Annotated in this window: 22 protein-coding genes, 4 tRNA genes and 1 pseudogene; 16 read left to right on the top strand and 11 right to left on the bottom strand. The window is 70.7% G+C overall.

Annotated features, from left to right (window positions below):
• Positions 1-23 precede the first annotated feature (23 nt).
• The 3 genes from RC2_RS12870 to RC2_RS12860 form a co-directional block, all read right to left on the bottom strand.
• Positions 24-764 (bottom strand): hypothetical protein, encoded by a 741-nt coding sequence (locus RC2_RS12870; RefSeq protein WP_068152482.1) that lies wholly within the window; start codon positions 762-764, stop codon positions 24-26.
• Positions 743-1,192, bottom strand: coding sequence for a TIGR02611 family protein (locus RC2_RS12865; RefSeq protein ID WP_072681486.1), 450 nt, complete (start codon positions 1,190-1,192; stop codon positions 743-745). The genes RC2_RS12870 and RC2_RS12865 overlap by 22 nt, the downstream gene beginning before the upstream one ends.
• Positions 1,193-1,299: 107 nt before the next feature.
• Positions 1,300-1,371: transfer RNA gene (locus RC2_RS12860), tRNA-Val, on the bottom strand.
• A 244-nt stretch (positions 1,372-1,615) separates the two neighbouring features.
• Here RC2_RS12860 and RC2_RS12855 point away from each other — a divergent pair.
• The 3 genes from RC2_RS12855 (at position 1,616) to RC2_RS12845 (ending at position 1,904) form a co-directional block, all read left to right on the top strand.
• Positions 1,616-1,688 (top strand) — tRNA-Gly (locus RC2_RS12855).
• 40 nt (positions 1,689-1,728) lie between these two features.
• Positions 1,729-1,799: transfer RNA gene (locus RC2_RS12850), tRNA-Cys, on the top strand.
• A 30-nt stretch (positions 1,800-1,829) separates the two neighbouring features.
• A tRNA-Val gene (locus tag RC2_RS12845) sits at positions 1,830-1,904 on the top strand.
• A 519-nt stretch (positions 1,905-2,423) separates the two neighbouring features.
• Here RC2_RS12845 and RC2_RS12835 read toward each other — a convergent pair.
• A complete protein-coding gene (locus RC2_RS12835) occupies positions 2,424-3,365 on the bottom strand; it encodes a GlxA family transcriptional regulator (protein WP_068152479.1) in 942 nt (313 codons plus the stop codon).
• Between the two features lie 107 nt (positions 3,366-3,472).
• Between RC2_RS12835 and RC2_RS12830 the strand changes: the two genes are divergently transcribed.
• Both RC2_RS12830 and RC2_RS12825 read left to right on the top strand, forming a co-directional pair.
• Positions 3,473-3,784, top strand: a complete 312-nt coding sequence (locus RC2_RS12830) for a putative quinol monooxygenase (RefSeq protein ID WP_006247389.1) — start codon at positions 3,473-3,475, stop codon at positions 3,782-3,784.
• 94 nt (positions 3,785-3,878) lie between these two features.
• Positions 3,879-4,478, top strand: a pseudogene (locus RC2_RS12825) (transposase); the annotation flags it as partial.
• 89 nt (positions 4,479-4,567) lie between these two features.
• Here the strand turns inward: RC2_RS12825 and RC2_RS12820 are convergent.
• Entirely contained in the window at positions 4,568-4,807 is a 240-nt protein-coding gene (locus tag RC2_RS12820; RefSeq protein WP_068152476.1) for a hypothetical protein, read from the bottom strand.
• 138 nt (positions 4,808-4,945) lie between these two features.
• On the opposite strand from RC2_RS12820, the gene RC2_RS12815 reads away from it, so the two are divergent.
• Both RC2_RS12815 and RC2_RS12810 read left to right on the top strand, forming a co-directional pair.
• Positions 4,946-5,239: a hypothetical protein gene (locus RC2_RS12815; protein ID WP_139277388.1), complete on the top strand. Its 294-nt coding sequence runs from the start codon at positions 4,946-4,948 to the stop codon at positions 5,237-5,239.
• Positions 5,236-5,772, top strand: a complete 537-nt coding sequence (locus RC2_RS12810) for a GNAT family N-acetyltransferase (protein ID WP_068152471.1) — start codon at positions 5,236-5,238, stop codon at positions 5,770-5,772. Before RC2_RS12815 ends, RC2_RS12810 begins: the two co-directional genes overlap by 4 nt.
• Before the next feature lie 15 nt (positions 5,773-5,787).
• Here the strand turns inward: RC2_RS12810 and zapE are convergent, their stop codons facing one another.
• Complete coding sequence (gene zapE, locus RC2_RS12805; RefSeq protein ID WP_068152469.1) at positions 5,788-6,798, bottom strand: cell division protein ZapE; 1,011 nt, start codon at positions 6,796-6,798, stop codon at positions 5,788-5,790.
• Between the two features lie 26 nt (positions 6,799-6,824).
• Here zapE and RC2_RS12800 point away from each other — a divergent pair, with 26 nt between their 5' ends.
• Genes RC2_RS12800 through RC2_RS12780 form a run of 5 tightly spaced genes read left to right on the top strand, consistent with a single transcriptional unit; the run spans position 6,825 to position 11,452 of the window.
• A complete protein-coding gene (locus RC2_RS12800; RefSeq protein WP_082895731.1) occupies positions 6,825-7,583 on the top strand; it encodes a pyrimidine reductase family protein in 759 nt (252 codons plus the stop codon).
• A gap of 29 nt (positions 7,584-7,612) precedes the next feature.
• Positions 7,613-9,193 carry an alpha/beta hydrolase gene (locus RC2_RS12795; protein ID WP_068152536.1) on the top strand — a complete coding sequence of 527 codons (1,581 nt, stop codon included), beginning with the start codon at positions 7,613-7,615 and terminating at the stop codon, positions 9,191-9,193.
• A 22-nt stretch (positions 9,194-9,215) separates the two neighbouring features.
• Positions 9,216-10,514, top strand: coding sequence for a glycosyltransferase family 87 protein (locus RC2_RS12790; protein WP_068152466.1), 1,299 nt, complete (start codon positions 9,216-9,218; stop codon positions 10,512-10,514).
• A gap of 9 nt (positions 10,515-10,523) precedes the next feature.
• Positions 10,524-10,958 carry a peptide-methionine (R)-S-oxide reductase MsrB gene (msrB, locus tag RC2_RS12785; RefSeq protein ID WP_068152463.1) on the top strand — a complete coding sequence of 145 codons (435 nt, stop codon included), beginning with the start codon at positions 10,524-10,526 and terminating at the stop codon, positions 10,956-10,958.
• Between the two features lie 35 nt (positions 10,959-10,993).
• A complete protein-coding gene (locus RC2_RS12780; RefSeq protein WP_068152459.1) occupies positions 10,994-11,452 on the top strand; it encodes a MaoC family dehydratase in 459 nt (152 codons plus the stop codon).
• Here the strand turns inward: RC2_RS12780 and RC2_RS12775 are convergent.
• Genes RC2_RS12775 through hemQ form a run of 3 tightly spaced genes read right to left on the bottom strand, consistent with a single transcriptional unit; the run spans position 11,443 to position 15,166 of the window.
• Complete coding sequence (locus RC2_RS12775; RefSeq protein WP_068152535.1) at positions 11,443-13,731, bottom strand: molybdopterin-dependent oxidoreductase; 2,289 nt, start codon at positions 13,729-13,731, stop codon at positions 11,443-11,445. The genes RC2_RS12780 and RC2_RS12775 overlap by 10 nt on opposite strands.
• 44 nt (positions 13,732-13,775) lie before the next feature.
• The gene (locus tag RC2_RS12770) at positions 13,776-14,474 is read right to left on the bottom strand and encodes an HAD family hydrolase (protein ID WP_068152457.1); all 699 of its coding nucleotides are present in this window, start codon (positions 14,472-14,474) and stop codon (positions 13,776-13,778) included.
• The gene (hemQ, locus tag RC2_RS12765) at positions 14,471-15,166 is read right to left on the bottom strand and encodes a hydrogen peroxide-dependent heme synthase (RefSeq protein ID WP_068152455.1); all 696 of its coding nucleotides are present in this window, start codon (positions 15,164-15,166) and stop codon (positions 14,471-14,473) included. Before hemQ ends, RC2_RS12770 begins: the two co-directional genes overlap by 4 nt.
• Before the next feature lie 124 nt (positions 15,167-15,290).
• Between hemQ and RC2_RS12760 the strand changes: the two genes are divergently transcribed.
• Positions 15,291-16,199, top strand: coding sequence for an ABC transporter substrate-binding protein (locus tag RC2_RS12760; protein ID WP_245811108.1), 909 nt, complete (start codon positions 15,291-15,293; stop codon positions 16,197-16,199).
• 8 nt (positions 16,200-16,207) lie between these two features.
• Here RC2_RS12760 and RC2_RS12755 read toward each other — a convergent pair whose 3' ends face one another.
• Both RC2_RS12755 and hemE read right to left on the bottom strand, forming a co-directional pair.
• A complete protein-coding gene (locus RC2_RS12755; protein WP_068152449.1) occupies positions 16,208-17,569 on the bottom strand; it encodes a protoporphyrinogen oxidase in 1,362 nt (453 codons plus the stop codon).
• Entirely contained in the window at positions 17,566-18,648 is a 1,083-nt protein-coding gene (gene hemE, locus RC2_RS12750) for a uroporphyrinogen decarboxylase (RefSeq protein ID WP_068152446.1), read from the bottom strand. The genes RC2_RS12755 and hemE overlap by 4 nt, the downstream gene beginning before the upstream one ends.
• A gap of 133 nt (positions 18,649-18,781) precedes the next feature.
• Here hemE and RC2_RS12745 point away from each other — a divergent pair, with 133 nt between their 5' ends.
• The 3 genes from RC2_RS12745 to RC2_RS12735 all read left to right on the top strand — a co-directional run bounded on the left by RC2_RS12745 (position 18,782) and on the right by RC2_RS12735 (position 21,955).
• A complete protein-coding gene (locus RC2_RS12745) occupies positions 18,782-19,333 on the top strand; it encodes a DUF3000 domain-containing protein (RefSeq protein ID WP_245811121.1) in 552 nt (183 codons plus the stop codon).
• Positions 19,334-19,343: 10 nt separating this feature from the next.
• Complete coding sequence (locus RC2_RS12740; RefSeq protein ID WP_371828713.1) at positions 19,344-20,663, top strand: HRDC domain-containing protein; 1,320 nt, start codon at positions 19,344-19,346, stop codon at positions 20,661-20,663.
• 68 nt (positions 20,664-20,731) lie between these two features.
• Positions 20,732-21,955, top strand: coding sequence for a thiolase family protein (locus RC2_RS12735; protein WP_068152438.1), 1,224 nt, complete (start codon positions 20,732-20,734; stop codon positions 21,953-21,955).

Raw genomic sequence — 21,955 nt, 5'->3', positions numbered from 1 at the left:
GCCGCGCGTCGCGCAGCGGGTGGTCAGCGCCCGACCAGGGCCGCCCACCGCGCGGCGCGGTCCGCCGGAGTGCGCCGTGGGCAACTCGTGCAGAGGTCCTCGCCGGCGTCGACCACGCGGCAACACGAACTGCGGCGCAGGAAGCGCCGCGACCGTCCGTTCGCCGTGACGTCGACGAATCGCGGAGTCGGGAAGGGGTGCCGACGCCGCTCGCTCGTGAGCAGTGCCGCCCAGCGCGGCGCATCGTCGACACGATCCAGCGCGCACGCGACGTCGAGCGCGCGGTTGGCGACGCTGTCCGAGGCGATCGCCCACAGACTCGCTCCGGAGACGGACGGGACCCGACGCCGGACGGCCTCGACCAGGGCGTCGACGGCGTCGGCGAACGACGCCCCCGCGGCGGTGTCGCCGACGGTCACCGCCGCGGTCGACGACGCCACGGTCCCGGTCTCCCCCACCGTGACCCGGGCCGACTCGTGGGCGAGATCGACGCACCGGCCCGTCACGGCCAGTTGTGCGATCGACACCGTCGCAAGCGTCGAACTGGAGCCGTACCACCAGAGGGTGGCCAGCACCGCCGGAGAGACGTCCGGCCACCGGACGGCGGCGCGATCGAGTACGTCGGCGAGGTCGAGCGACCCGAGGAACGGTGATCCGGGCGGAACGTGGAACGACGCCGCCGCCCACGGCAGAGCCCGTGCGGCAGCGGCGACGACCGCACCGGGCTCGGTCGACGGCGGAATCAGAGCGGGCTCTGCAGCCACGCCCAGTCCAGGCCGACCCAGCCCCCGACGAGCTCGAGGGCGCCGAGCACCCACAGGGTGGCGACGACCACGGCGGCCGTGAACAGCACACCGATACCCTTGACCACCAGGTTCTGCTTCTCGAACCACGCCATGAATGCGTCGTAACGCGCCCGCACCCAGTGGAGAACCTTCTTGGCCCACGCGAACTCCGATGCGAGAATGCCCAGTCCGGCGAAGACGATGAGCCAACCCGGGCCCGGATAGGGAATGGCGACGATGCCGACCGCGAGGACGAGGGTGCCGACGACGCCGACACCGATGCGGTACGCCCTGTCCACGGTGGGGCGGGACGCGAGACCGTCGCGCCACCGGCGGTACTTGCTCGGCTCGCGGGTGCGGCGGGATGCGGAAGGGGCGGACCGCACACTCGTGTCGTCGCTGTTCACGGGTTCAGGGTACCGACGCGGGCGTCGGACCGGACGAGTCGAGGCCGACGAACGGCAACAGGCCCGCACCGATGATCGGTGCGGGCCTGCTGTCGATACTTCTGCGGTGGTCCCGGCTGGGTTCGAACCAGCGACCTCCCCGGTGTGAACGGGACGCTCTTCCACTGAGCCACGGGACCGCGCACGTGCCTCCGGCCGGAACCGGACGCTCGAACGAGGAGGAACACTAGCACGCACCGATCGCCACTCCCAAAGCGCCGGGTGCCTGCGCCGAACGCCCGAATCCCGGTCCGCGGCGCACCGGGGAGAACGCGACGCGAATCTGCCGCACACGCCGCGTGAACAGGCGATTTGTGACTCTCGGACACAGTGGGCTAATGTTTCGAACCGCACCACGGAGGCGGAAACGCCGCCGAGGAGCGTGCGGACGTGGCGCAGCTGGTAGCGCACAACCTTGCCAAGGTTGGGGTCGCGGGTTCGAATCCCGTCGTCCGCTCGAGGGTATCGAGATTCCGATTCAGGGATCCCGTCACCACGGTGGAGTGGCCGAGTGGTGAGGCAACGGCCTGCAAAGCCGTGCACACGGGTTCGATTCCCGTCTCCACCTCGTTACCCGGTCCGTGATCCACCGGGTTCCGCGCGATTAGCTCAGCGGGAGAGCGCTTCCCTGACACGGAAGAGGTCACTGGTTCAATCCCAGTATCGCGCACCACGGTAAATACAGGTCAGGCCCCCTTTCGAGGGGGCCTTTCTTGTTGCGAGAACTCGTCGTGAACTGTGCCACCGTTCATCGGGTGTGGACCATGGCATTGTCGGACCCTGGGGGACGCCTTTACGGGCTCTTCCCAGATGAGGGTGTAGGTCGGCCGGGCGCGTCGGTCCGCAGATAGACGTCGAGGTCTCCCGACGATGGAGGTTCCTACGCCATCCATCCGAAAGACCTCGACGTGTCCGACGCTACCCCGCCGGCCGGCTTCGGCCGCCCTGACCTGACCGCCTTCGCGGCTCATCCCAATCGACCCTGATCGGGTCTGCTGACCCCCTCGACGAGAACGCAGCGACATCACAGCCACCCAACCCCGACCGTCCGGGAAGCCGGGGCACGTCACATGGCCTGTGCTGCGGGCGTGTCGAGTGGGTCGTCCAGGGGCGACGCAGGAGCGTCGACGCGACGTGCTGAGAGGTGGTTCCAACCGAGCGCTAGGACACCGGCTACAGGCATGGCGATAGGTCAGGAACGGCGTCGCTCCCTGCGCAGGAGGGAGCGCAGAGTCTCGGCGTTCGCGTAGCCGACCCGTAGCGCGATCTCCTCGGAGGTGAGGTCCGTGGTTGCTGAGAGGTGCCGAGCTCGTTCGATGCGAAGCCGTTGGACGAAGCCGAGCGGAGTGAGGTTGAGCGCCGCACGGACTCGTCGTTCGAGGGTGCGCCGACTGGTGCCGAGCGACTGCGCGACGAAGGCGACGTTGAACGGTTCGTCCAGGCGGGCGCGCACGAAGCGTTCGAACTCGACGACGATCGGGTCCTCGTGCCGGAGATGTTCGTAGGCGACGAAGGCCGCCTGCGACGGACGCTCGTCGATGATGAGGAGCTTGGCGACATGTTGGGCCAGGTCGGGGCTGATCGATCGCACGAGTGAGAGCGCGAGGTCGATGTGGGCGAACGCGGCGCCGGCGGTGACGAGGTTCCCGTCGACCACGACCATGGTGTCGAGATCGAGGGCGACGGTCGGATAGCGCTTCAGGAACTCCGGCCCCAGGAACCAGCTGGTCGTCGCCCGCCGATGATGCATCCGTCCGGTCTCGGCGACGGCGAACACGCCGGTGCACGCCGCGGCGATCCGGGTGGTCGCGTCGTCGAGGCGCCCGAGTGAGGCGATGACCGAACGTGCATCTCGGCTCTGGAGGGCGTCGTGGGTCGCGGCGGCCGTGAGGGTTCCAAGCGCAGGGACGACGACCACGTCGAACTCTCCGGACTCCGACAGCGGGTGGTCCACCGACAGGGTCATCGATGCCGTCGTGGTCACTCGCCGTTTCGGTCCGAGGATGGCGAGTTCGATCGGGTCGATCCGCGGGTCGACATCGCCGCGGGCTCCGTCGGCCACCCGCACGATGTCGATGACCGACGCGACCGCCGAACCGAAGCAGCCGTCGATCGCGATCAGTCCGATACGCATGGCGCGAACAATAGCAATACTGTCGTATACGCCACTCCCCACCGGCCCTCGCTCGTCATACGCTGAACTCGCCCCACGAAGAACCCCGACTTCAAGGAGAACCCCTCATGTCCACACCCGCATCACTTCCGTATGCCTTCGTCGCCAAGATCGTCGCGGCCGATGGACAGCACGACGCGCTCGCCGATCTGCTCGCCGGCGCTGTCGCACTAGCCAACGAAGAAGTAGGAACGATTGTCTGGTTCGCGGCTAGGACCCACGCCGACACCTTCTGGATCTTCGATGCATTCCCCGACGAGGCCGCTCGCGACGCCCACGCCAACGGCGCCATCGTCGCAGCCCTGATGGCCAACCAGCACCTCCTCGGCGCAGCACCCGAGATCCTGGCGGCCGACGTCCTCGCGTCCAAGCTCCCGTAGTCCGCCAACGCACGAGACGATCGCGCCCCGCCGAGCCGTCGGACCCGATCGCCTCGACACCCGCACCACGTTGACGATCCCCGACGGGCCGATCACGAGGAGGCCAGAGGAGATCCCGGACGCGGTCACGATGATGGATCCCTTCCACGTCGTGCGCCTGGCCGGTGACGCCCTCGACAGGTGTCGGCGCCGGGTCCAACTCGCGATCCACGGGCACCGTGGGTTCAGGGACGACCCGCTCTACAAGTCACGGCGCACGCTGCACACCGGCGCGGACCTGCTCACCGACAAGCAGAGCGACAGGCTACGCGCGCTGTTCGTTGATGACGCTCACGTCGAGGTCGAGGCGACCTGGGGTGTCTGCCAGCGCATGATCGCCGCCTATCGCCACGAGGACCGGCAACGTGGCCGCGAGCTCATGGAGAAGCTGATCACCGACCTCAGCGCCGGCGTCCCCAAGGTGCTCACCGAGCTCACCACCCTGGGCCGGACCCTGAAGAAGCGAGCCGCCGACGTGCTCGCCTACTTCGAACGACCTGGCACCAGCAACGGGCCGACCGAGGCGCTCAACGGACGGCTCGAACACCTGCGCGGCTCCGCACTCGGGTTCCGCAACCTGACCAACTACATCGCCCGAAGCCTGCTCGAGACCGGCGGCTTCAGACCCCAACTCCTACACCCCCGATTGGGATGAGCCCGCAAAATGATCAGTCGCCCTATGGGCCTCGTTCCCTCAGGCCGTCTCAAGCTATGGCCGCGTCGCGACGACAGAAAAACGACCGTTCACACCCGATAACGCTCAGCCAACTCCTCGAGCCGGCGCGTCGTGGCCTGGTCGTCGACCACCCGCTGACCGTCCTCCTCGACGACGTGCACGTGGTCGTGCACGTATCGAATCCACTCGTGGTCGGCGACGAGCTGGTCGCTGCCGTACGCCCCGGCCTCGTCGACCGCCGTCTGGACCGCGGCCTTCACCCGATCCGCGCGGGCCAGGAACCACTGCTCGGTCATGCGCTCCGTCATCTCACTCCTTCGTCGGCGTGCCTGATTGTCGCCTGTGCCACCTGTACCCCACCACGAAAGCGGACTCACACCGGCGCGTCGGGGTCGATCGCCCGAACCGGCGCCGGGCACTCCCCTGCAGGTGGTTCACTGGAGACCATGTCGAGCTGGGTGTGGTTCGTGGTCGCCCTGGTCGTGGTCGACCTCGCCGTCGTCGTCACGTGGTTCGCCCTGCGACACCGATCCGCGGCCGCCGCGGTCAACCCTGAACCAGGTCACGCCGTCGACGCCGAGACGCGGACGGAGGCCACCGCCCTCGTCGGCGAGCACCGCACCGCCGAAGCCATGGCGCTCCTGCGTCGGCGTACCGGCATGCCGCTCCGCGAAGCCAAGGACACCGTCGACGCCATGACGGACGGCGCCCGCAAGTCCCGGCACCGCGGCGCGGCATGACGGGCGCAGCCACCGTCCGCCCCGCCGACCCGTCGGAGATCCCCCAGCTCGCCGCCCTGGCGGCCCGCACCTTCCCCCTCGCGTGCCCACCGGGCACCGAGGATGCCGACATTCGACACTTCGTGTCGACGGCGCTGTCGGAGAACGCCTTTCGCGGCTATCTGGCGGACGACGAACGCCGCGTTCTTATCGCGGAGCGCGACGGCACTCTGGTCGGGTACACGATGCTGGGCCTCCGGCCGTCCGAGGACCCCGACGTGCGCGCCGCAGTACGCGACACTCCCGCCGTCGAGGTGAACAAGATGTACGCCGACCCCGCGGCGCACGGCAGCGGTGCGGCCGGTGCCCTCATGCAGGCGGCGGTGGACCTCGCGCGCGAGCTAGGTCGAGCGTCGCTGTGGCTCGGCGTCAACCACGTCAACGCTCGGGCGCAGGCGTTCTATCGCAAGTGCGGGTTCGTCCCCGTCGGACAACGCCGGTTCGCCCTCGGCGACGTCCTGCACGAGGACTTCGTCTACGAGCGCGTCCTGTAGCGCGAGCGCCGCGCGTCAGACGGACGCGAAGCGGGACAGTGCGAGCAGTCGCGACGTGGCGCGCAGGTACTTCTTGCGGTATCCGCCCTGCAGCATCTCCTCGGTGAACAACTCGTCGAGCTTGGCGCCGGACACGGTGACCGGAGTGCCGGCGTCGTACAGCCGGTCCGCGAGCACGACGATGCGCAGCGCCACCGACTGATCGGGCGCCGCGTGCACGCCGGAGACGAAGACCTGCTCGACGCCCTCGATCAACTTGCCGTACCGCGACGGGTGCAGCGTGCTCAGGTGCTTGACCAGCTCGTCGAAGTCGTCCAACGAGGCGCCCTCGATGCGCTCGGCCGCCGCGGTGAGATCCTCGGCCGACAACGGGTCCGGCGCCGGCGGCAGGTCGCGATGCCGGTAGTCCGGACCGTCGACGCGCACCGCTTCGAAGATGGAGCCGAGCTTCTTGATCTCGCGGAGGAAGTCCTGAGCGGCGAACCGTCCCTCGCCCAGCTGACCCGGCAGCGTGTTGGACGTGGCGACGATGGACACGCCGCGCCCGGACAGCTCCGTCAACAGGCGGGAGACGAGCATGGTGTCGCCCGGATCGTCGAGCTCGAACTCGTCGATGCACAGCACGCTGTGGTTCGAGAACTCCTCGAGGGCCTTGGTGAACCCGAGTGCGCCCACCACGTGCGTGAGCTCGACGAACGTGCCGAACGCCTTGGGCTCCGGCGTGGCGTGGTAGATCGACGCCAGCAGGTGGGTCTTGCCGACACCGAAACCGCCGTCGAGGTAGAGCCCGGCCCCGGTGGCCTGCGTCTTCTTGCCGAACAGCCCGCGCTTGCCGCCCGATCGGATCTTGCCGACCTTCCCGGCGAACTCCTCCGCCTTGGCCACGGCCTCGGCCTGCGTGGGCTCGGCGGGATCGGGGATGTACGAGGCGAAACTGACATCGTCGAACATGGTGGGCGGAACCATGTTGGCGATCAGCTGGTCCGCGGGCACCACGGGATTGCGATCGACCAGACGTATCGGCATGACGACGAGGTTAACGACGTGGTGGGATGCCTTTTGTGCAGCGTATCGATAATGGGACCTACCTCACAGTGACCGACGACGACCTCGTCGATCTCTACGCCTATCCGGCCACGCTCGATCGCGTGCGCATCCGCGTCAACTTCGTCTCGAGCATCGACGGGGCCGTGTCCGTCGACGGGCGCAGCGGCGGCCTCGGCACGGACGCCGACCACGCCGTCTTCACCACGCTGCGCGACCTCACCGACGCCGTCCTGGTGGGGGCGTCGACGGTGTCCGCCGAGGACTACGGCGGTGTGAAGGTGGACGAGTCGACCCGCGCGGCGCGCCGCGAGCGTGGTCAGGCCGAGGTGCCGCCCGTGGTGATCGTGAGCGGGTCGGCGTCCGTCGAACCGGGGTGGTCGGTCATCACCGACACCGAGGTCCCCCCGGTCGTCGTCGTCTCCGCCGCGGCCGACGACGACCGGGTGCGCGCCCTGCGCGACGCGGGCGCTCGGGTCGAGCAACTGGACGGCGACGTCACGGGCGACGGCGTCGTCGCCGTACTCGACCGCCTCGGGCTGCGTCGGGTGCTGTGCGAGGGCGGCCCCGGACTGTTCTCCACCCTGCTCGCCGACGACGTCGTCGACGAGGTGTGTCTGACGACCAGCCCGATGGTCGCGGCGGGCGACGCCGGCCGTATCGCGGCCTCCGACACCGCCACACCGCGCGCGATGTCGCCCGCCCACGTTCTGCTGGACGACGACGGCACCGTGTTGATTCGGTGGGTCCGCGACCGCACCCGGTGACCGGACGGGTCTCTGGCACGCTGGTGTGCATGCAGACGCGCCGAGCCGGACGGCTTCCCGCTTCCGTCGGCTCGGTGCTGGTCGCTGCGGTCCTGCTCGGCGCGTGCGGTGCGGGCCCGTCCGCGCGACCGGACGTGGCCGTGGACGGCGGGACCGACGGGGGTACGGCTCCCACGTCGTCGACCGCGCCTGCGGAACCGCGGGCGCTGGAAGCTCCGGTGACCGAGCTGAACTGGAGCGACTGCACCGCCCGCCTGACCGCGACCGTCGGGGTCACGGCCGCGCCGAACACCGTGGTGGAGTGCGCCACCGTCACGACGCCGATCGACACCGAGGTGGCCTCGGACGGCACGTTCGAGCTGGCGGTGACACGCGTGCGAACCACCAGCACCCCCGCGGACGCGGTTCCCATGGTCTACACGTCGGGAACGGATCGACCGTCGTTCGCCGACGTCGCCGCCCTGGCCGCCCAGCCGGACACCGCACTGCTGGCCGCACACCCGGTGGTGGGAGTCGACCGCAGGGGAACGGGCAACTCGGCGCCGTTCGACTGCTACTCCGGTGCGACGTCCACCCGCAACGCTCTCGTCGACCTCGGGCAGTACTCCCCCGGCGACGATCCCGTCGAGGCGACCGCCGCGCTCGCTCGTGACGCGACCATCGCCTGTACCGACTTCCTGCAGCCCGACGCCTTGGCGTTCGCGCTCCCCAACAGCGCGGACGATCTCGAGGCACTGCGCCGCGCCTGGGGTGTGACCGCACTCTCCCTCGTGGGATCGGGCAACGGCGCCCTCGTCGCGCTGGCCTACGCCTCGGCCTACGGCGATCACGTCGCGCGCCTCGTGCTGGACTCCCCCGCGAACGTCGTGACCGACGCCGTGCCGGCCGCTGAGCAGGTGGTCCGCGCGCGGGAAAGTGCGTTGACCGAGTTCGCGACGCGCTGCGCGGCGTTGGCGTGCTCGTTGGGTGCGGACCCCCGGTCCGCCGTCGTCGACCTGTTCGCGCGGGCGGACGCCGGTGAGTTCGCGCCGCTGTCCGGCGCGACCGTGCGCGACGCCGTCGTGACCCTGCTCTCCTACCCCCGGACCGCCGACGCCGTCGATCGCCTTCGCGCTGCGTCGGACACCCTGGCGGCCGCCCGGTCGGGTGACACCAGCGCGCTGACCCGCGAGGTCGACCTGGCGCGCTCCTTCACCGCCACCGACGGCGTGTTCGTCGGCCGCTGCACCGACGGTCAGCAGTGGCCGGGGCCGGATCGCGTTCGTGAGTTGTCGTCGGCGTGGTCGTCGCTCTACCCCGCGTTCGGTGCCGTGGCGGCCCGCTCGCTCCTGGTGTGCTCCGCCTGGCCGTCGTCGCCGCCCCCGCCGGTGCCGTCGGCACCCGGCGTCCCGGTGCTGATCCTGAGCGGCCGGGGCGACGCCGTCTCGGGCACCGAGCAGCTGCCCACCGTCACCGGTGCCCTCGGCTCGGCCGGAACCCGGACGGCCACCGTGACCTGGGACGGCCTCGGGCACCCCGTGCTGGTGGGCTCGGCCTGCGGACGCGCGGCGGTGACGACGTACCTCTCCGCGGGCGACGTGCCGACGGGCGGGAATGCCTGTCCTGCCTGAGGCTCGCGGTACCGTCCCCCTCGTGTCTTTCCGTGAATCGCCGGTCTCGTCCGCACTGGGTGCCCTCGAACCGAGGACGGGGCGGACCACTGCGCAGGTCCTCACCTACGCCCTCTGGCCCATCGCGATTCTCACCGCCGTCAACCGGGTGATCGTCAAAGCCGTCAACGGCAACATCACCGACGACTTCCGACCGGTCTACGACGCCGCGCTGGCGTTCCTCAACCGGCGTGAGGTCTACGTGGCGAACTTCGACTCGGTCGATCCGCACTATCTCTACCCGCCCAGCGGCACGCTGCTGATCGCGCCCATCGCGGTCCTCGATCCGGAGAAGGCCCGCTGGCTGTACATCGGCATCAACGCCGTCGCCGTCGTCGCCGCGCTGTACCTCCTGCTTCGCCTCTTCGATCTGTCGGTCACGTCCGTCGCCGCCCCTGCGGTTCTTCTGGCGGCGTTCTCCACGGAGACGGTCACCAACACGTTGATCTTCACCAACATCAACGGCTTGCTCCTGCTCGGCGAAGTGCTCTTCATGATGTTGCTGCTGCGGAAGCGGCAGTACTGGGCGGGCGCGGCGATCGGGCTGACGATCGCGGTGAAACCCACCCTGGCACCGCTGCTGTTGCTCCCGCTCGTGCGGAAGGAATGGCGCGTCGTCGTCACCGCGATCGGGGTCCCGGTGGTCCTGACCCTGCTGGCCCTGCCGCTGTCGGTCGATCCGTTCGCCTTCGTCTCGCACACCGTGCCCTACCTGCTCGAGACGCGGGATTACTTCAACAGCTCGATCGTGGGCAACGGCCTCTACTACGGACTCCCCGCCGGACTCGTCGTCGGTCTTCGGGTGGTGTTCGCGGCCATGGTCGCGGTCTCGCTCTGGCTGCTGTGGAAGTACTACCGCCACGACGAACTCTTCTTCGTCGTCACTGCGGGCGGACTGCTGCTGGTGGCCTCGTTCCTGCTGGCGTCGCTCGGCCAGATGTACTACTCGATGATGCTGTTCCCGCTGCTGATGTCGGTGGTGCTGCGCAACTCGGTGATGCGCAACTGGCCGGCGTGGCTCGCGGCGTACGGATTCCTCAGCTACGACAGCTGGCTGGTGGGCCGGTTCCCCGAGTTCGGGCGCACCCTCGAGTACCTGCGCGTGACGTGGGGATGGTCGCTGCTCATCGTCGTGGTCTTCGCGGTGCTGGTGAACCGGTACCTGACCGCCAAGCGGGAGGGACGTCTCGCCGACGGCATCGACCCCGACTTCCTCACCGCTCGCCCCTCGGTGCGCACCGCCTCACCTGCGACGACGGCGAGCGCGGCCGACACGCATTAGCGTGGTCGCATGACTTCCGCTCGTGACACGAACACCGATCGACCGGCCTACGACCTCACCGACGAGCAGTGGCGGGAGAAGTTGAGCGCCGCCGAGTACGCCGTGCTCCGCCAGGCCGGTACCGAGCGCCCCTATGTCGGTGAGTACACCGACACCACCACCGAGGGCGTGTACCGCTGCCGCGCGTGCGACGCCGAACTCTTCCGCAGCACGACCAAGTTCGAGTCCCATTGCGGCTGGCCGTCCTTCTACGACCCGGCCGACACCGACGCGGTCATCCTGCGCGAGGACCGATCGATGGGCATGAAGCGCGTCGAGGTGCTGTGCCGCAACTGCCACAGCCACCTCGGACACGTCTTCGAGGGCGAGGGGTACCCGACCCCGACCGACCAGCGGTACTGCATCAACTCGATCTCGCTGACCCTGGTCCCCGACACGAAGTGACACCCCGCGCACCCCGGGCCGCTAGGGTCCGGGGGGTGCGTACCTTCACCTCGGCAGACGACATCACCGGCGCGGTCGGCGAGACCATCGGGACCAGCGACTGGCTCGAGATCACTCAGGAGCGGGTGAACACCTTCGCCGATGCCACGGGCGACCACCAGTGGATCCACGTGGACGTCGAGCGGGCCACGAAGGAGAGCCCGTTCGGCGGACCCATCGCCCACGGCTACCTGACGCTGTCCCTGCTGCCGATGCTGTCCTGGCAGACGTACGCCGTCGAGAACTCCCGGATGGGAGTGAACTACGGCAGCAACAAGGTTCGGTACGTCCACCCTGTGCCGGTGGGGTCGCGCATCCGTCTGGTCGCCGTGCTCGGCTCGGCGGACACCCTGGCCGACGGCGCCGTGCAGATGACCGTGGACTCCACCGTCGAGATCGAGGGTGTGGACAAGCCCGCGCTGGTCGCGCAGGTCATCTCCCGCGTCTACTTCTGAGGTCGTTCCGCGAACGCCGGCGGTCGGTGGGCGCGCACGGGAGGCAGTGCCTCCGTCCACTTCTCGATCTCGACGAGGACGTGCTGGCCGGTGCAGCCCTGCGCCAGTGAACTGGTGCCGCGGTCCTCGGTGAGCACGTTCACGTTGCCGTGCACGCACATCGACCGCGGGTCGGCAGGGTCGAGCGGGTCGTACCAGGCACCCGTCGACAGCTGTGCCACCCGCGGCGTCAGGCCGTCGTCGATCCGTAGGCCCGCCAGGCATGCGCCGCGGTCGTTGAACACCCGCACGACGTCGCCGTCGTCGAGTCCGCGCGCCCGCGCGTCGTCGGGATGCATCCGGATCGGCTCGCGTCCCTGGACTTTCGACGCCCGGCTGACCGCACCGTGGTCGAGCTGGCTGTGCAGGCGGGTCTTCGGCTGGTTCGCCACGAGATGCAGCGGGAAGCGCTCCGCGCGCTCTCCTCGCAGCCACTCCCGAGGCTCGTACCACCGGGGGTGGCCGGCGCAGTCGTCGTAACCGAAGCCGTCGATGGTCTCGGAGAAGATCTCGAGGCGACCGCTCGGGGTGCGGAGCGGCGCCCGCTCGGGGTCGTTCCGGAAGTCCTCGAGCAGCGTCAGATCGTCCTCGGTGTCCATTCGGAACGCCCCGTCCCGCCAGAACTCGTCGAACGTCGGCGGGGTGACCCGGCCGGCGGCGGCGGCGAACCCGCGCCACGGCTCGTACAGATGCCGGAGCCACTCCGCCGCGGTGCGCCCCTCCGTGAACTCCTGCTCGACGCCGAGCTCGCGGGCCAGCAGCGTGAAGGTCTCGTAGTCGTCCCGGCTGTCGGCGAAGCGGGGCACCGCGGCCGGCATGGCGACCAGCCACGGGTCGTTGCGCGTGCAGCTCAGATCGTCCCGCTCGAGCGACGTGGTCGACGGGACGACGAAGTCCGCATGCTTGGCCATCGGCGTCCAGTACGGATCGTGGACGATCACGGTGTCCGGGCGTCCCAGCGCTTCGCGCAGTCGACCGAGATCCTGATGATGGTGGAACGGGTTGCCGCCCGCCCAGTGGACCAGTCGGATGTCGGGGAACGCCCGTTGCTCGCCGTCGTAGTCGTACGGGGCACCCGGGTTCAACAGCATGTCGGACACGGCCGCGACGGGAATCGACGTCGGCACCGGATTGGTGCCCTGCGGCAGCGTCGGCAACGGGTACGGCACCGGTCCGATGCCGGGTTCGTTCATCGAGCCGTAGCCGTGGCCGAAACCGGCTCCCGGAACGCCTATTCCGCCGAGCATGGCGGCCAGCGTGATGCCCATCCACGGGGCCTGCTCACCGTGGCGGGTGCGCTGCAACGAGAACGTCACCGTGATCATGGTGGTGCTGCGGGCCATACGCCGAGCCAGGTCCTCGGTGACCGACGCGGGGATGCCGGTGATGGCCTCGGCCCATTCCGGCGACTTGGGAACGCCGTCGGCCCTCCCCAGCAGGTAGTCCTCGAACCGGTGGTACCCGACCGTGTACCGCGCGAGAAAGTCCGTGTCGTGCCACCCGTTCGACGCCAGGACGTACGCCAGCGCCAGCATGAGCGCGACGTCGGACCCGGGGAGCGGCGCGAGGCGCTCGGCGGGGCCCTCGAGGTCGTCGGCCAGTGGCGAGATGGACACGATCCGCCCACCGCGCGCCCGCAGTCGATGCAGGGCGTCGCGGGTCGGATGGTGGCTCGTCCCACCGTGATTGACAAAGGTGTTCTTGATCGGCACGCCGCCGAACGCCACCAGCAGATCGGTGTGCTCGGCGATCACGTCCCAGGACGTGGAGCGTGAGAACAGCTTCCAGTGGCTGCCCATCACGTGCGGCATGACCACGTTGGTGGCGCCGAGCGAATAGTTGCCCACCGACCGCGTGTAGCCGCCGATCGTGTCGAGGAACCGGTGCACCTGACTCTGCGCGTGATGGAACCGCCCCGCGCTCCCCCACCCGTAGGAGCCGCCGTAGATCGCCTCGTTGCCGTGACGGTCGATCACCCGGCGGAGTTCACCCGCGAGGAGCGGGACGAACTCGTCCCAGTCCATCTCGACGTAGGAGTCGTTGCCACGCAGTGTCGTCGGACCCGGTCCGTGCTCGAGCCACCCGCGTCGCACCGCCGGTCGCCGGATGCGCGACGGGTGGGTGACCGAGCCCGGGACGTTGCCGATCAGCGGGGACGGATCACCGTCCTCCGCGACGGGTCGCACGGCGACGACGTCGGTGCCGTCGGTCTCGACCGAGAAGCGCCCGTAGTGGGCCATGTGCGGAACGCACCGGTCGTCGCCGTGGGGTGTCGCGCGGGCGGTCACCGCAGGTCGAGTCCGTGTGCGGCCAGGACGTCGAGCAGTGCGGTGGGACGGTCGACGGTCGGGAGAGGGTCGACGAGCCCGAAGGCGGCGCCCACCGCGCGCGCGCCGCCGTCGGCCTCCTCACTGTCCCCCACCATGAGGGCGCGCTCGGCCGGAACGCCGACATCGCCCAGAGCGGCCCGAAAGATGTCGGGGTCCGGCTTGATGGCCCCGACCTCGTAGGACAGGACGAAGGACGTGACGGCGTCGTCGACGCCGAGCCGGGCGAACGCCGGACGGAGGTCGAACGCGATGTTGCTGACGATCGCGACGGGAATGCCGCGGTCGGCCAGTGCGCGCAACACCCGGGCGGTGTCCGGGTAGGGGGTCCAGGAGTCCGGGTCGATCACGCGTCCGTACAACGCGTCCGCGTGCTCACGGCGGTGCACGCCCGACGCCGCCAGTACGGCCAGGTACGCCGCTCGGTGCATGGCGGGGTCGAGGTCCCGACGCTCCCAGGCCCGGTGACCCTCGTCGTCCAACGTGACCGTGGCGCCGACGGGTTGGGTGAGTCGACGCATCAGCTCGGCCTGGTAGTGGCCGTCGATCTCCTCGTCGTCACCGACACGCAGGTCGGCGAACCAGCTCTCGTCCTCCTCGAGCCGGAAGAGGGTTCCGGAGAAGTCGAAGAGAACGGCGTCCGGTGCGCCCGTCACGGCAGGGACTCGACCAGCTGCTCGATGCTCACGCGCGGGCCGGAGAAGAACGGAACCTCCTCGCGCACATGCCGTCTGGCCTCGGTGGCGCGCAGGTCGCGCATGAGGTCGACGATGCGATCGAGCGCCGGCGCCTCGAACGCGAGGATCCACTCGTAGTCGCCGAGCGCGAACGACGGCACGGTGTTGGCGCGCACGTCCTTGTAGCCGCGGGCCGCCTTGCCGTGGTCGGCGAGCATGGTGCGCCGTTCCTCGTCGGGCAGCAGGTACCAGTCGAGCGACCGGACGAAGGGGTACACGCAGATGTAGGCGCCGGGCTCCTCGTTCGCGATGAACGCCGGGACGTGCGACTTGTTGAACTCCGCGGGACGGTGCAGGGCGGCGTTGCTCCAGAAGGCGGTGCTGGCGCGGCCGAGTCGCGTCGCGCGGCGGAACCGGGCGTACGCGGCCTGCAGGTCCTCGATCTTCTCCGCGTGCCACCAGATCATGAAGTCGGCGTCGGCACGCAGCCCCGACACGTCGTAGATCCCGCGGACCACGACGTCCGTCTCGGCCAACTCGTCGAAGAAGGCACGCGCCTCCGCGAGCGCCTCGGCGCGGTCCTCACCGAGCGCTCCGGGTGTGGCGGTGAAGACCGAGTGCATCGAGTACCGCAGGGTCGAGTTGAGCTTGTCGAAGTCGAGACGTGCCATGGCCTCATCGTGCCACCCGGCGTCGATGCTCGAACTGTCAGGCGTGTCACCGACCGTGCTGCCCACCGGAGGCCGACATGAGGTTAGGCTGCCCTTGCCCAGCACCTCGACCGTCAGGAGTTCCGTGCGCCCCGTCGCCCTCGTGATCGCGGCCGTTGCGACCGCCTCGCTCGTGCTGTCCGCATGCTCGTCGCCCGGCGCCGAGGAGAGCGCACCCGACGCCACCCGCACCGTCGACCACGCCCGCGGCGCCACCGAGGTGCCCGCCGATCCCGTCCGCGTGATCACCCTCGAGCCCGTCGAGCTCGACACCTCCGTCGCCCTCGGTGTCATCCCCGTCGGCACCACCGTGCTGAGCGAGGCCACCGGCGTCCCGGCGTACCTCGGCCCGGAGGCGGAGCAGATCCCCACGGTGGGGACGGTGGCCGAACCGCGTCTCGAGGCCATCGCCGCCCTCGAGCCCGATCTGATCCTGGGCACCGACACCCGGCACGGGGACTTCTACGACCGGCTCGCGGCGATCGCACCGACCGTCTTCATGGCGTCGCAATCCGACCCGTGGCAGGGCAACGTGCGCCTCGTCGGCCGTGCACTCGGCCGCGAGAACCGCGCGGACGAGGTACTCGACGAGTACACCGCCCGGTGCGCGGAGGTCGCGGCCGCGCACGACACCGCCGGCCGGACGGCTCAGTTGATCCGCCCGCGCGACGACGTTCTCACCCTCTACGGCCCGCTGTCCTTCGCCGGCAGCACGCTCGAGTGCGCCGGCTTCACCACCCCGGCCCGCCCCGAATGGAGCGACGAGATCAGCGTCGACCTCTCCCCCGAACTGGTGTCGCAGGCCGAGGCGGACCTGGTGCTGGTCACCACCGTCGACCCCGGCGCGGACACGCCGCTGCCGGCGCCGATCGTCGCCGACCCGGCAGTGTTCCCGAACCCTCACCCGGTGGATCAGTCGACGTGGATCACCGGCGTCGGACCGAAGGGCGGCCAGGCGGTCCTCGACGATCTCGAGCGCATCCTCACGCGCTGACCCCGCGGTCAGGCGAGTGCGGCGGCCGTGCGCTGCGCCGCAGCGCTCGCCACCGCGACACACGCGGGCACCCCGACCCCGTGGAGGTACGCGCCCGCGAGTTCGAGTCGGGGCAGCTCCGCCGCCGCGGCCTCGACGTCGGCCACGACGCGCAGATGGCCGGGACGGTACTGCGGCAGCCCGCCGTGCCACCGCTGGACGACGGCGGCGGTCGGGGCGGCGTCCACCCCGAGGACGTCGGCGAGATCGCGCCGCGCCAGATCGATCAGCACGTCGTCCGGCTCGTCCACGATCGCGGCGTCGCCGTAGCGGCCGAAGGACGCGCGCACGAACTCGCCGCCGCGGTCGGCGAGGTGCGGCCACTTCCGGCTCGACAGGGTGAAGGCCTTGGCCCGCAACGGTTCCCCGTCGTGCCGCGGCTCGCCGGTCGCGACGAGGACGCCGGAGTTGTCGGGCAGATCGACCCCGTCGAATCGCAGTGCGACGACGGCGGACGACGCGAGCTCGATCGCGCCGAGGTGTCCCGCGAGGGCCGGGAAGGCCGCGAGAGCGGCGGCGGCGGCCGGTGCGGGAAGAGCGACGACGACGGCGTCGACCGTGCCCACGCCGTCGACGGTCCACCCCGCTCCGGTCGACGTCACGGACCCCACCCGCGTGACGACGCGCTCGGCGTCGGCCGCGTCGGCCAGGGCCTCGAGGACCGGTCGATAGCCCCCGCGCAACCCACCGAAGACCGGGCCCGGCGCCGGCGCGGGGCGCGCCCGCAGCACCGCGTCGGTCAGACTCGTGGCCCCCGCGTCGAGCGCCGCCGCGAGACCGGGCAGAGCCGCGCGCACGCCGGTGGTGACGGACAGGCCGGAATACACCCCGCCCAGGAGCGGATCGACGCTGCGTGCGGTGACCTGCGGCCCGAACCGCTCCGAGACCAGATCCCCGATGGAGGCGTCGTCGCCCGGCGTCCACCGGAGCGGCGTTGTCGCCTCCGCCTCGATCCGCGCGACGGTGTCCTCGTCGACGAGGTGCGCCACCGACTCCGCCGAGGCAGGAATGCCCATGAGCGTCCCGACGGGGAGCGCGTGGAGGGACCCGCCGGACCGCACCAGGGGACGAGCGGTCGTCGACGGGCGCACGAGCAGGTCGCTCAGACCCAGTTCGGCCAGCAGAGCCGGCATCTCGGGGCGGCGGGCGACGAACGCTTCCGCACCGACGTCCACGGGGACGTCCCCGACGTCCACGGTCCGCAGCTTGCCGCCGTCCCGCTCGGCGTCGTCGACCAGCAGGATGCGGGCCGTCGGCCCGAGGATCCGTCGCAACCGGTGGGCCGCGACCAGGCCGCTGATGCCCGCGCCGAGAACGGCCACGGTGGTCACAGCGAGTGCACCAACTCCACCACCGACGTCACCACGTCGGGATCGGTGGCCGGGAGCACGCCGTGGCCGAGGTTGAAGATGTGCCCGGTCGCTCCCGCCGCGAGCGCGCGGTCGGCCTCGCCGACGATGCGCTCGACCTGACGGCGAACGGCGTCGGGACCCGCGAACAGCACCGCGGGGTCGAGATTGCCCTGCAGACCCTTGCCCGGGCCGACCCGCGTCGCGGCGACGTCGAGCGGAATGCGCCAGTCGACCCCGACGACGTCCGCGCCGGCCTCCCCCATCGCGCCGAGCAGTTCACCGGTGCCGACGCCGAAGTGGATGCGGGGCACGCCCGCCGCGGCCACGGCGTCGAACACGCGCGTGGAGTGCGGCAGGACGAACTCGCGGTACTCCGCGAGCGACAGGGCGCCGGCCCAGGAATCGAAGAGCTGGACGGCGTCGACGCCGGCGTCGAGCTGCGCGGTGAGGAACGTGATGGTGGTGTCGGCCAGCGAGCCGAGGAGTGCGTGCCAGGTCTCGGGGTCGGAGTGCATGAGCGCCTTGGTGCGCTCGTGGTTGCGGCTCGGCCCACCCTCCACGAGGTAGGACGCCAGAGTGAACGGCGCGCCCGCGAAGCCGATGAGCGGGGTCTCGCCGAGTGCCGTCAGCAGCCGGCCGATCGCGTCGGCGACGGGCCGGACCTGGTCCGGGGAGAGCGCGGGCAGCGCGCGCACGTCGGCCACCGACCGCACCGGCTCGGCCACCACGGGACCGGTGCCGGCGACGATCTCGAGGTCGATGCCGGCGGCCTTGAGCGGAACGACGATGTCGGAGAACAGGATCGCGGCATCGACGCCGTGTCGGCGCACCGGCTGCATCGTGATCTCGCAGACCATCTCGGGGTCGAAGCACGACGCGAGCATCGACGTGCCCTCGCGCAGCTTCCGGTACTCCGGCAGCGACCGACCGGCCTGCCGCATGAACCACACCGGACGCCGCGACGGCGTCCGGCCCGTCGCCGCCGCGAGGAACGGGGCGTCGGGAAGTGTCCGACGCGCGACGTCGTGACCGGAAGCGGGGGCCGAGGTGGTGTTCATCGGCGTCCATGCTGCCAGAACGCCGCGGTCCGGCGCGCCTCCGCTCCTGTGCCCCGTGACCGGGCTAACGTCCGATTTCGTGACCACGCCCGATGCCTCGCAACCCGCGCAGTTCCGCGCCGCCATCGAGGCCATGCACCGTGCCACGGTGCACCCGAGCATCGAGGTGGGACCGATCCGGCCACCCCAGCGGCTCGCGCCGTACAGCTACGCCCTCGGCGCCGAGGTGCGCCACCCGGAATCGGAGGGCGTTCCGGAGCAGACCGAGGGTGACGCCTTCGGCCGGCTGATCCTGCTGCACGACCCCGAGGGCGACGAGGCCTGGAACGGCACGATGCGCCTGGTCGCGTACATCCAGGCCGACGTGGACGCCTCCCTCGCGGGCGACCCCCTCCTTCCCGACGTGGCGTGGTCCTGGCTCGTCGAGGCATTCGACTCCCGGAACGAGCCGCTGACCGCCCTGGGCGGCACGGTGACGTCCACCAGCTCGGTGCGCTTCGGCGACATCGCCGGTCCCCCGCGAGCGCACCAGTTGGAACTGCGCTCCTCGTGGACCGCGCTGACCGACGAGTTGTCCGTCCACGTCGAGGCGTTCTGCGAGGTGCTCGCCTACGCCGCCGGTCTGCCGCCCGCGGGGATCACCCGCCTGGGAGCACGCGGGTCGACCGGCACCGCCGACGCCTAGAGTGGCCGAGGTGCCCGACAGTTCCGACACGCCCGACCCGTCCGCAGCCGACTCCCCGGCCGCGGACGTCTCCCCCGAGCCGACACCCCTGCTCGCGCCGCGCGAGGGAGTGCCGCCGCTGACGGACACGCCCGACGCGGTGCGCGCCGTCGCGGCCGCACTGGCCGCCGGGTCCGGGCCACTCGCGGTCGACGCCGAGCGTGCCTCCGGATTCCGATACTCCGCTCGGGCCTACCTGATCCAACTCCGACGTCGCGGTGCCGGCACCGTGCTCCTCGATCCCATCCCGGTGGTCGCGGCCGGCGACGACGGCCGCGACGCCCTGGCCGTCCTGGCCGACGCGATCGGCGACCTCGAGTGGGTCCTGCACTCCGCCGACCAGGACCTGCCGGGTCTCGCCGAGTTGGGCCTGATCCCCGGCTCGCTCTACGACACCGAACTCGCCGGGCGCCTGGCCGGTTTCGAGCGCGTGGGTCTCGCGGCCATGGTCGAACGGGTGCTGGGGCTGTCCCTGCAGAAGGGGCACGGCGCCGCCGACTGGTCCACGCGCCCGCTTCCCGACACGTGGCTGAACTACGCCGCTCTCGACGTCGAGGTCCTGGTGGAACTGCGCGACGCCATGGCCGAGGAGCTGGCGAGCCAGGGTAAGACCGACTGGGCCGCACAGGAATTCGAGCACATTCGGCTGGCCCCACCGCCCGCGCCGAAACCGGACCGGTGGCGCCGGACGTCGGGCATCCACACCGTGAAGAACGCCCGCACCCTGGCGGCGATCCGCGAGTTGTGGACCGCGCGTGACGATCTCGCCCGCAAGCGGGACGTCGCACCCAGCCGGGTCCTGCCCGACTCCGCCATCACCGCTGCAGCACAACAGAATCCGTCGACCAGCGGGGAGCTGCGGTCGCTGCCCGTGTTCGGCGGTCCGCGGCAACGCCGTCAATCCCATGTGTGGATGTCCGCGCTCGAGCGTGCCCGCGGCCTGCCGGAGGACGTACTGCCTCCGGTCGCCCAGCCGTTCACCGGCCCTCCGCCCATCAGCAGGTGGGCCCGGCGCGACCCGGCCGCCGCGGCGCGATTGGCCGCCGTGCGCGAGGCCGTCGCAGCGCTGTCGGAACGGGTGCACGTGCCCGTCGAGAATCTCTGCGCCCCGGACACCCTCCGACGCCTCTGTTGGGAGTGGCCCGGCCCACCCGCGACGGACGATCTACCGGCACACGTGGACGCGGTTCTCGCCGCCCACGGCGCTCGTCCGTGGCAGCGCGAGCTGGTCGGTCCCGTGGCCGCGGAGGCGCTGGCCACCGCGGACGCGCCCGAAGTTACCGACGAGTAGCAGACGGTCTACAGTGACGGTGCTCGGACCACCGTCCGAGCCGATCCTCGCGCTCGTCGGAAGGAATCATGTCCGAACAGTCCTCGCCCGCTGCCGCCTCGTCCGCCCGCGGTGTCGTCTTCGTCGACGGCATCCGCACCCCGTTCGGCAAAGCCGGCCCCAAGGGGATGTACGCCGACACCCGCGCCGACGACCTGGTGGTCAAGTCCATCCGGGAACTTCTGCGCCGCAACCCGGAACTCCCGCCCGAGCGGGTCGACGAGGTCGGCATCGCCGCCACGACCCAGACCGGTGACCAGGGCCTGACCATCGGCCGCACCAGTGCGCTGCTCGCCGGACTCCCGCAGAGCGTCCCCGGCTTCGCCGTCGACCGTATGTGCGCCGGCGCCATGACCGCGGTGACCACCACCGCGTCGGGCATCGGCTTCGGGCAGTACGACGTGGTGATCGCCGGCGGCGTCGAGCACATGGGCCGCCACCCGATGGGCGAGGGCGTCGACCCGAACCCGCGCTTCCTCGCCGACCGCCTCGTCGACCCGAGCGCTCTGGTCATGGGCAACACGGCGGAAAACCTGCACGACCGGTACCCGTCGATCACCAAGGACCGCACCGACGCGTACGCCGTGGCGAGCCAGGAGAAGTACGACGCCGCCAAGCGCGCCGGACTCATCGGCGAGACGCTCGTCCCCGTCGCCACCAAGTCGGCCGCCGGCTGGGGCCTCGCCACCGAGGACGAGCCGCCTCGTCCCGGCACCACCCTCGAGAACCTCGCCGCGCTGAAGACGCCGTTCCGGCCCGCCGGACGCGTGACCGCGGGCAACGCCGCCGGCCTCAACGACGGCGCGACCGCGGCGATCCTCGCGGGTGAGGACACCGCGGCCGAACTCGGCCTGAAGGTCGGCATGCGCATGGTGGGCTTCGCCTTCGCCGGCGTCGACCCCGCCGTCATGGGCGTCGGCCCGGTGCCGGCCACCGAGAAGCTGCTGGCCCGCACCGGCCTGTCGATCGGCGACATCGGGCTCTTCGAGATCAACGAGGCCTTCGCCGTCCAGGTCCTCGCGTTCACCGAGCACTTCGGCATCGCCGACGACGACGCTCGCGTCAACCAGTGGGGCGGCGCCATCGCGTGCGGCCACCCCCTCGCCTCGTCCGGCGTTCGGCTGATGACCCAGCTCAGCCGACAGTTCGCCACCCGCCCCGATGTCCGCTACGGCCTCACCACCATGTGCATCGGCCTGGGCATGGGCGGCAGCGTCATCTGGGAGAACCCGAACTTCGACGGGAGCAAGTGA

The organism is Rhodococcoides corynebacterioides NBRC 14404 (genome assembly GCF_001894765.1).
Taxonomy (GTDB): Bacteria; Actinomycetota; Actinomycetes; order Mycobacteriales; family Mycobacteriaceae; genus Rhodococcoides; species Rhodococcoides corynebacterioides.
The sequence above is the reverse complement of the archived record's forward strand: the minus strand, read 5'-3'. Positions and strand labels throughout refer to the sequence as shown.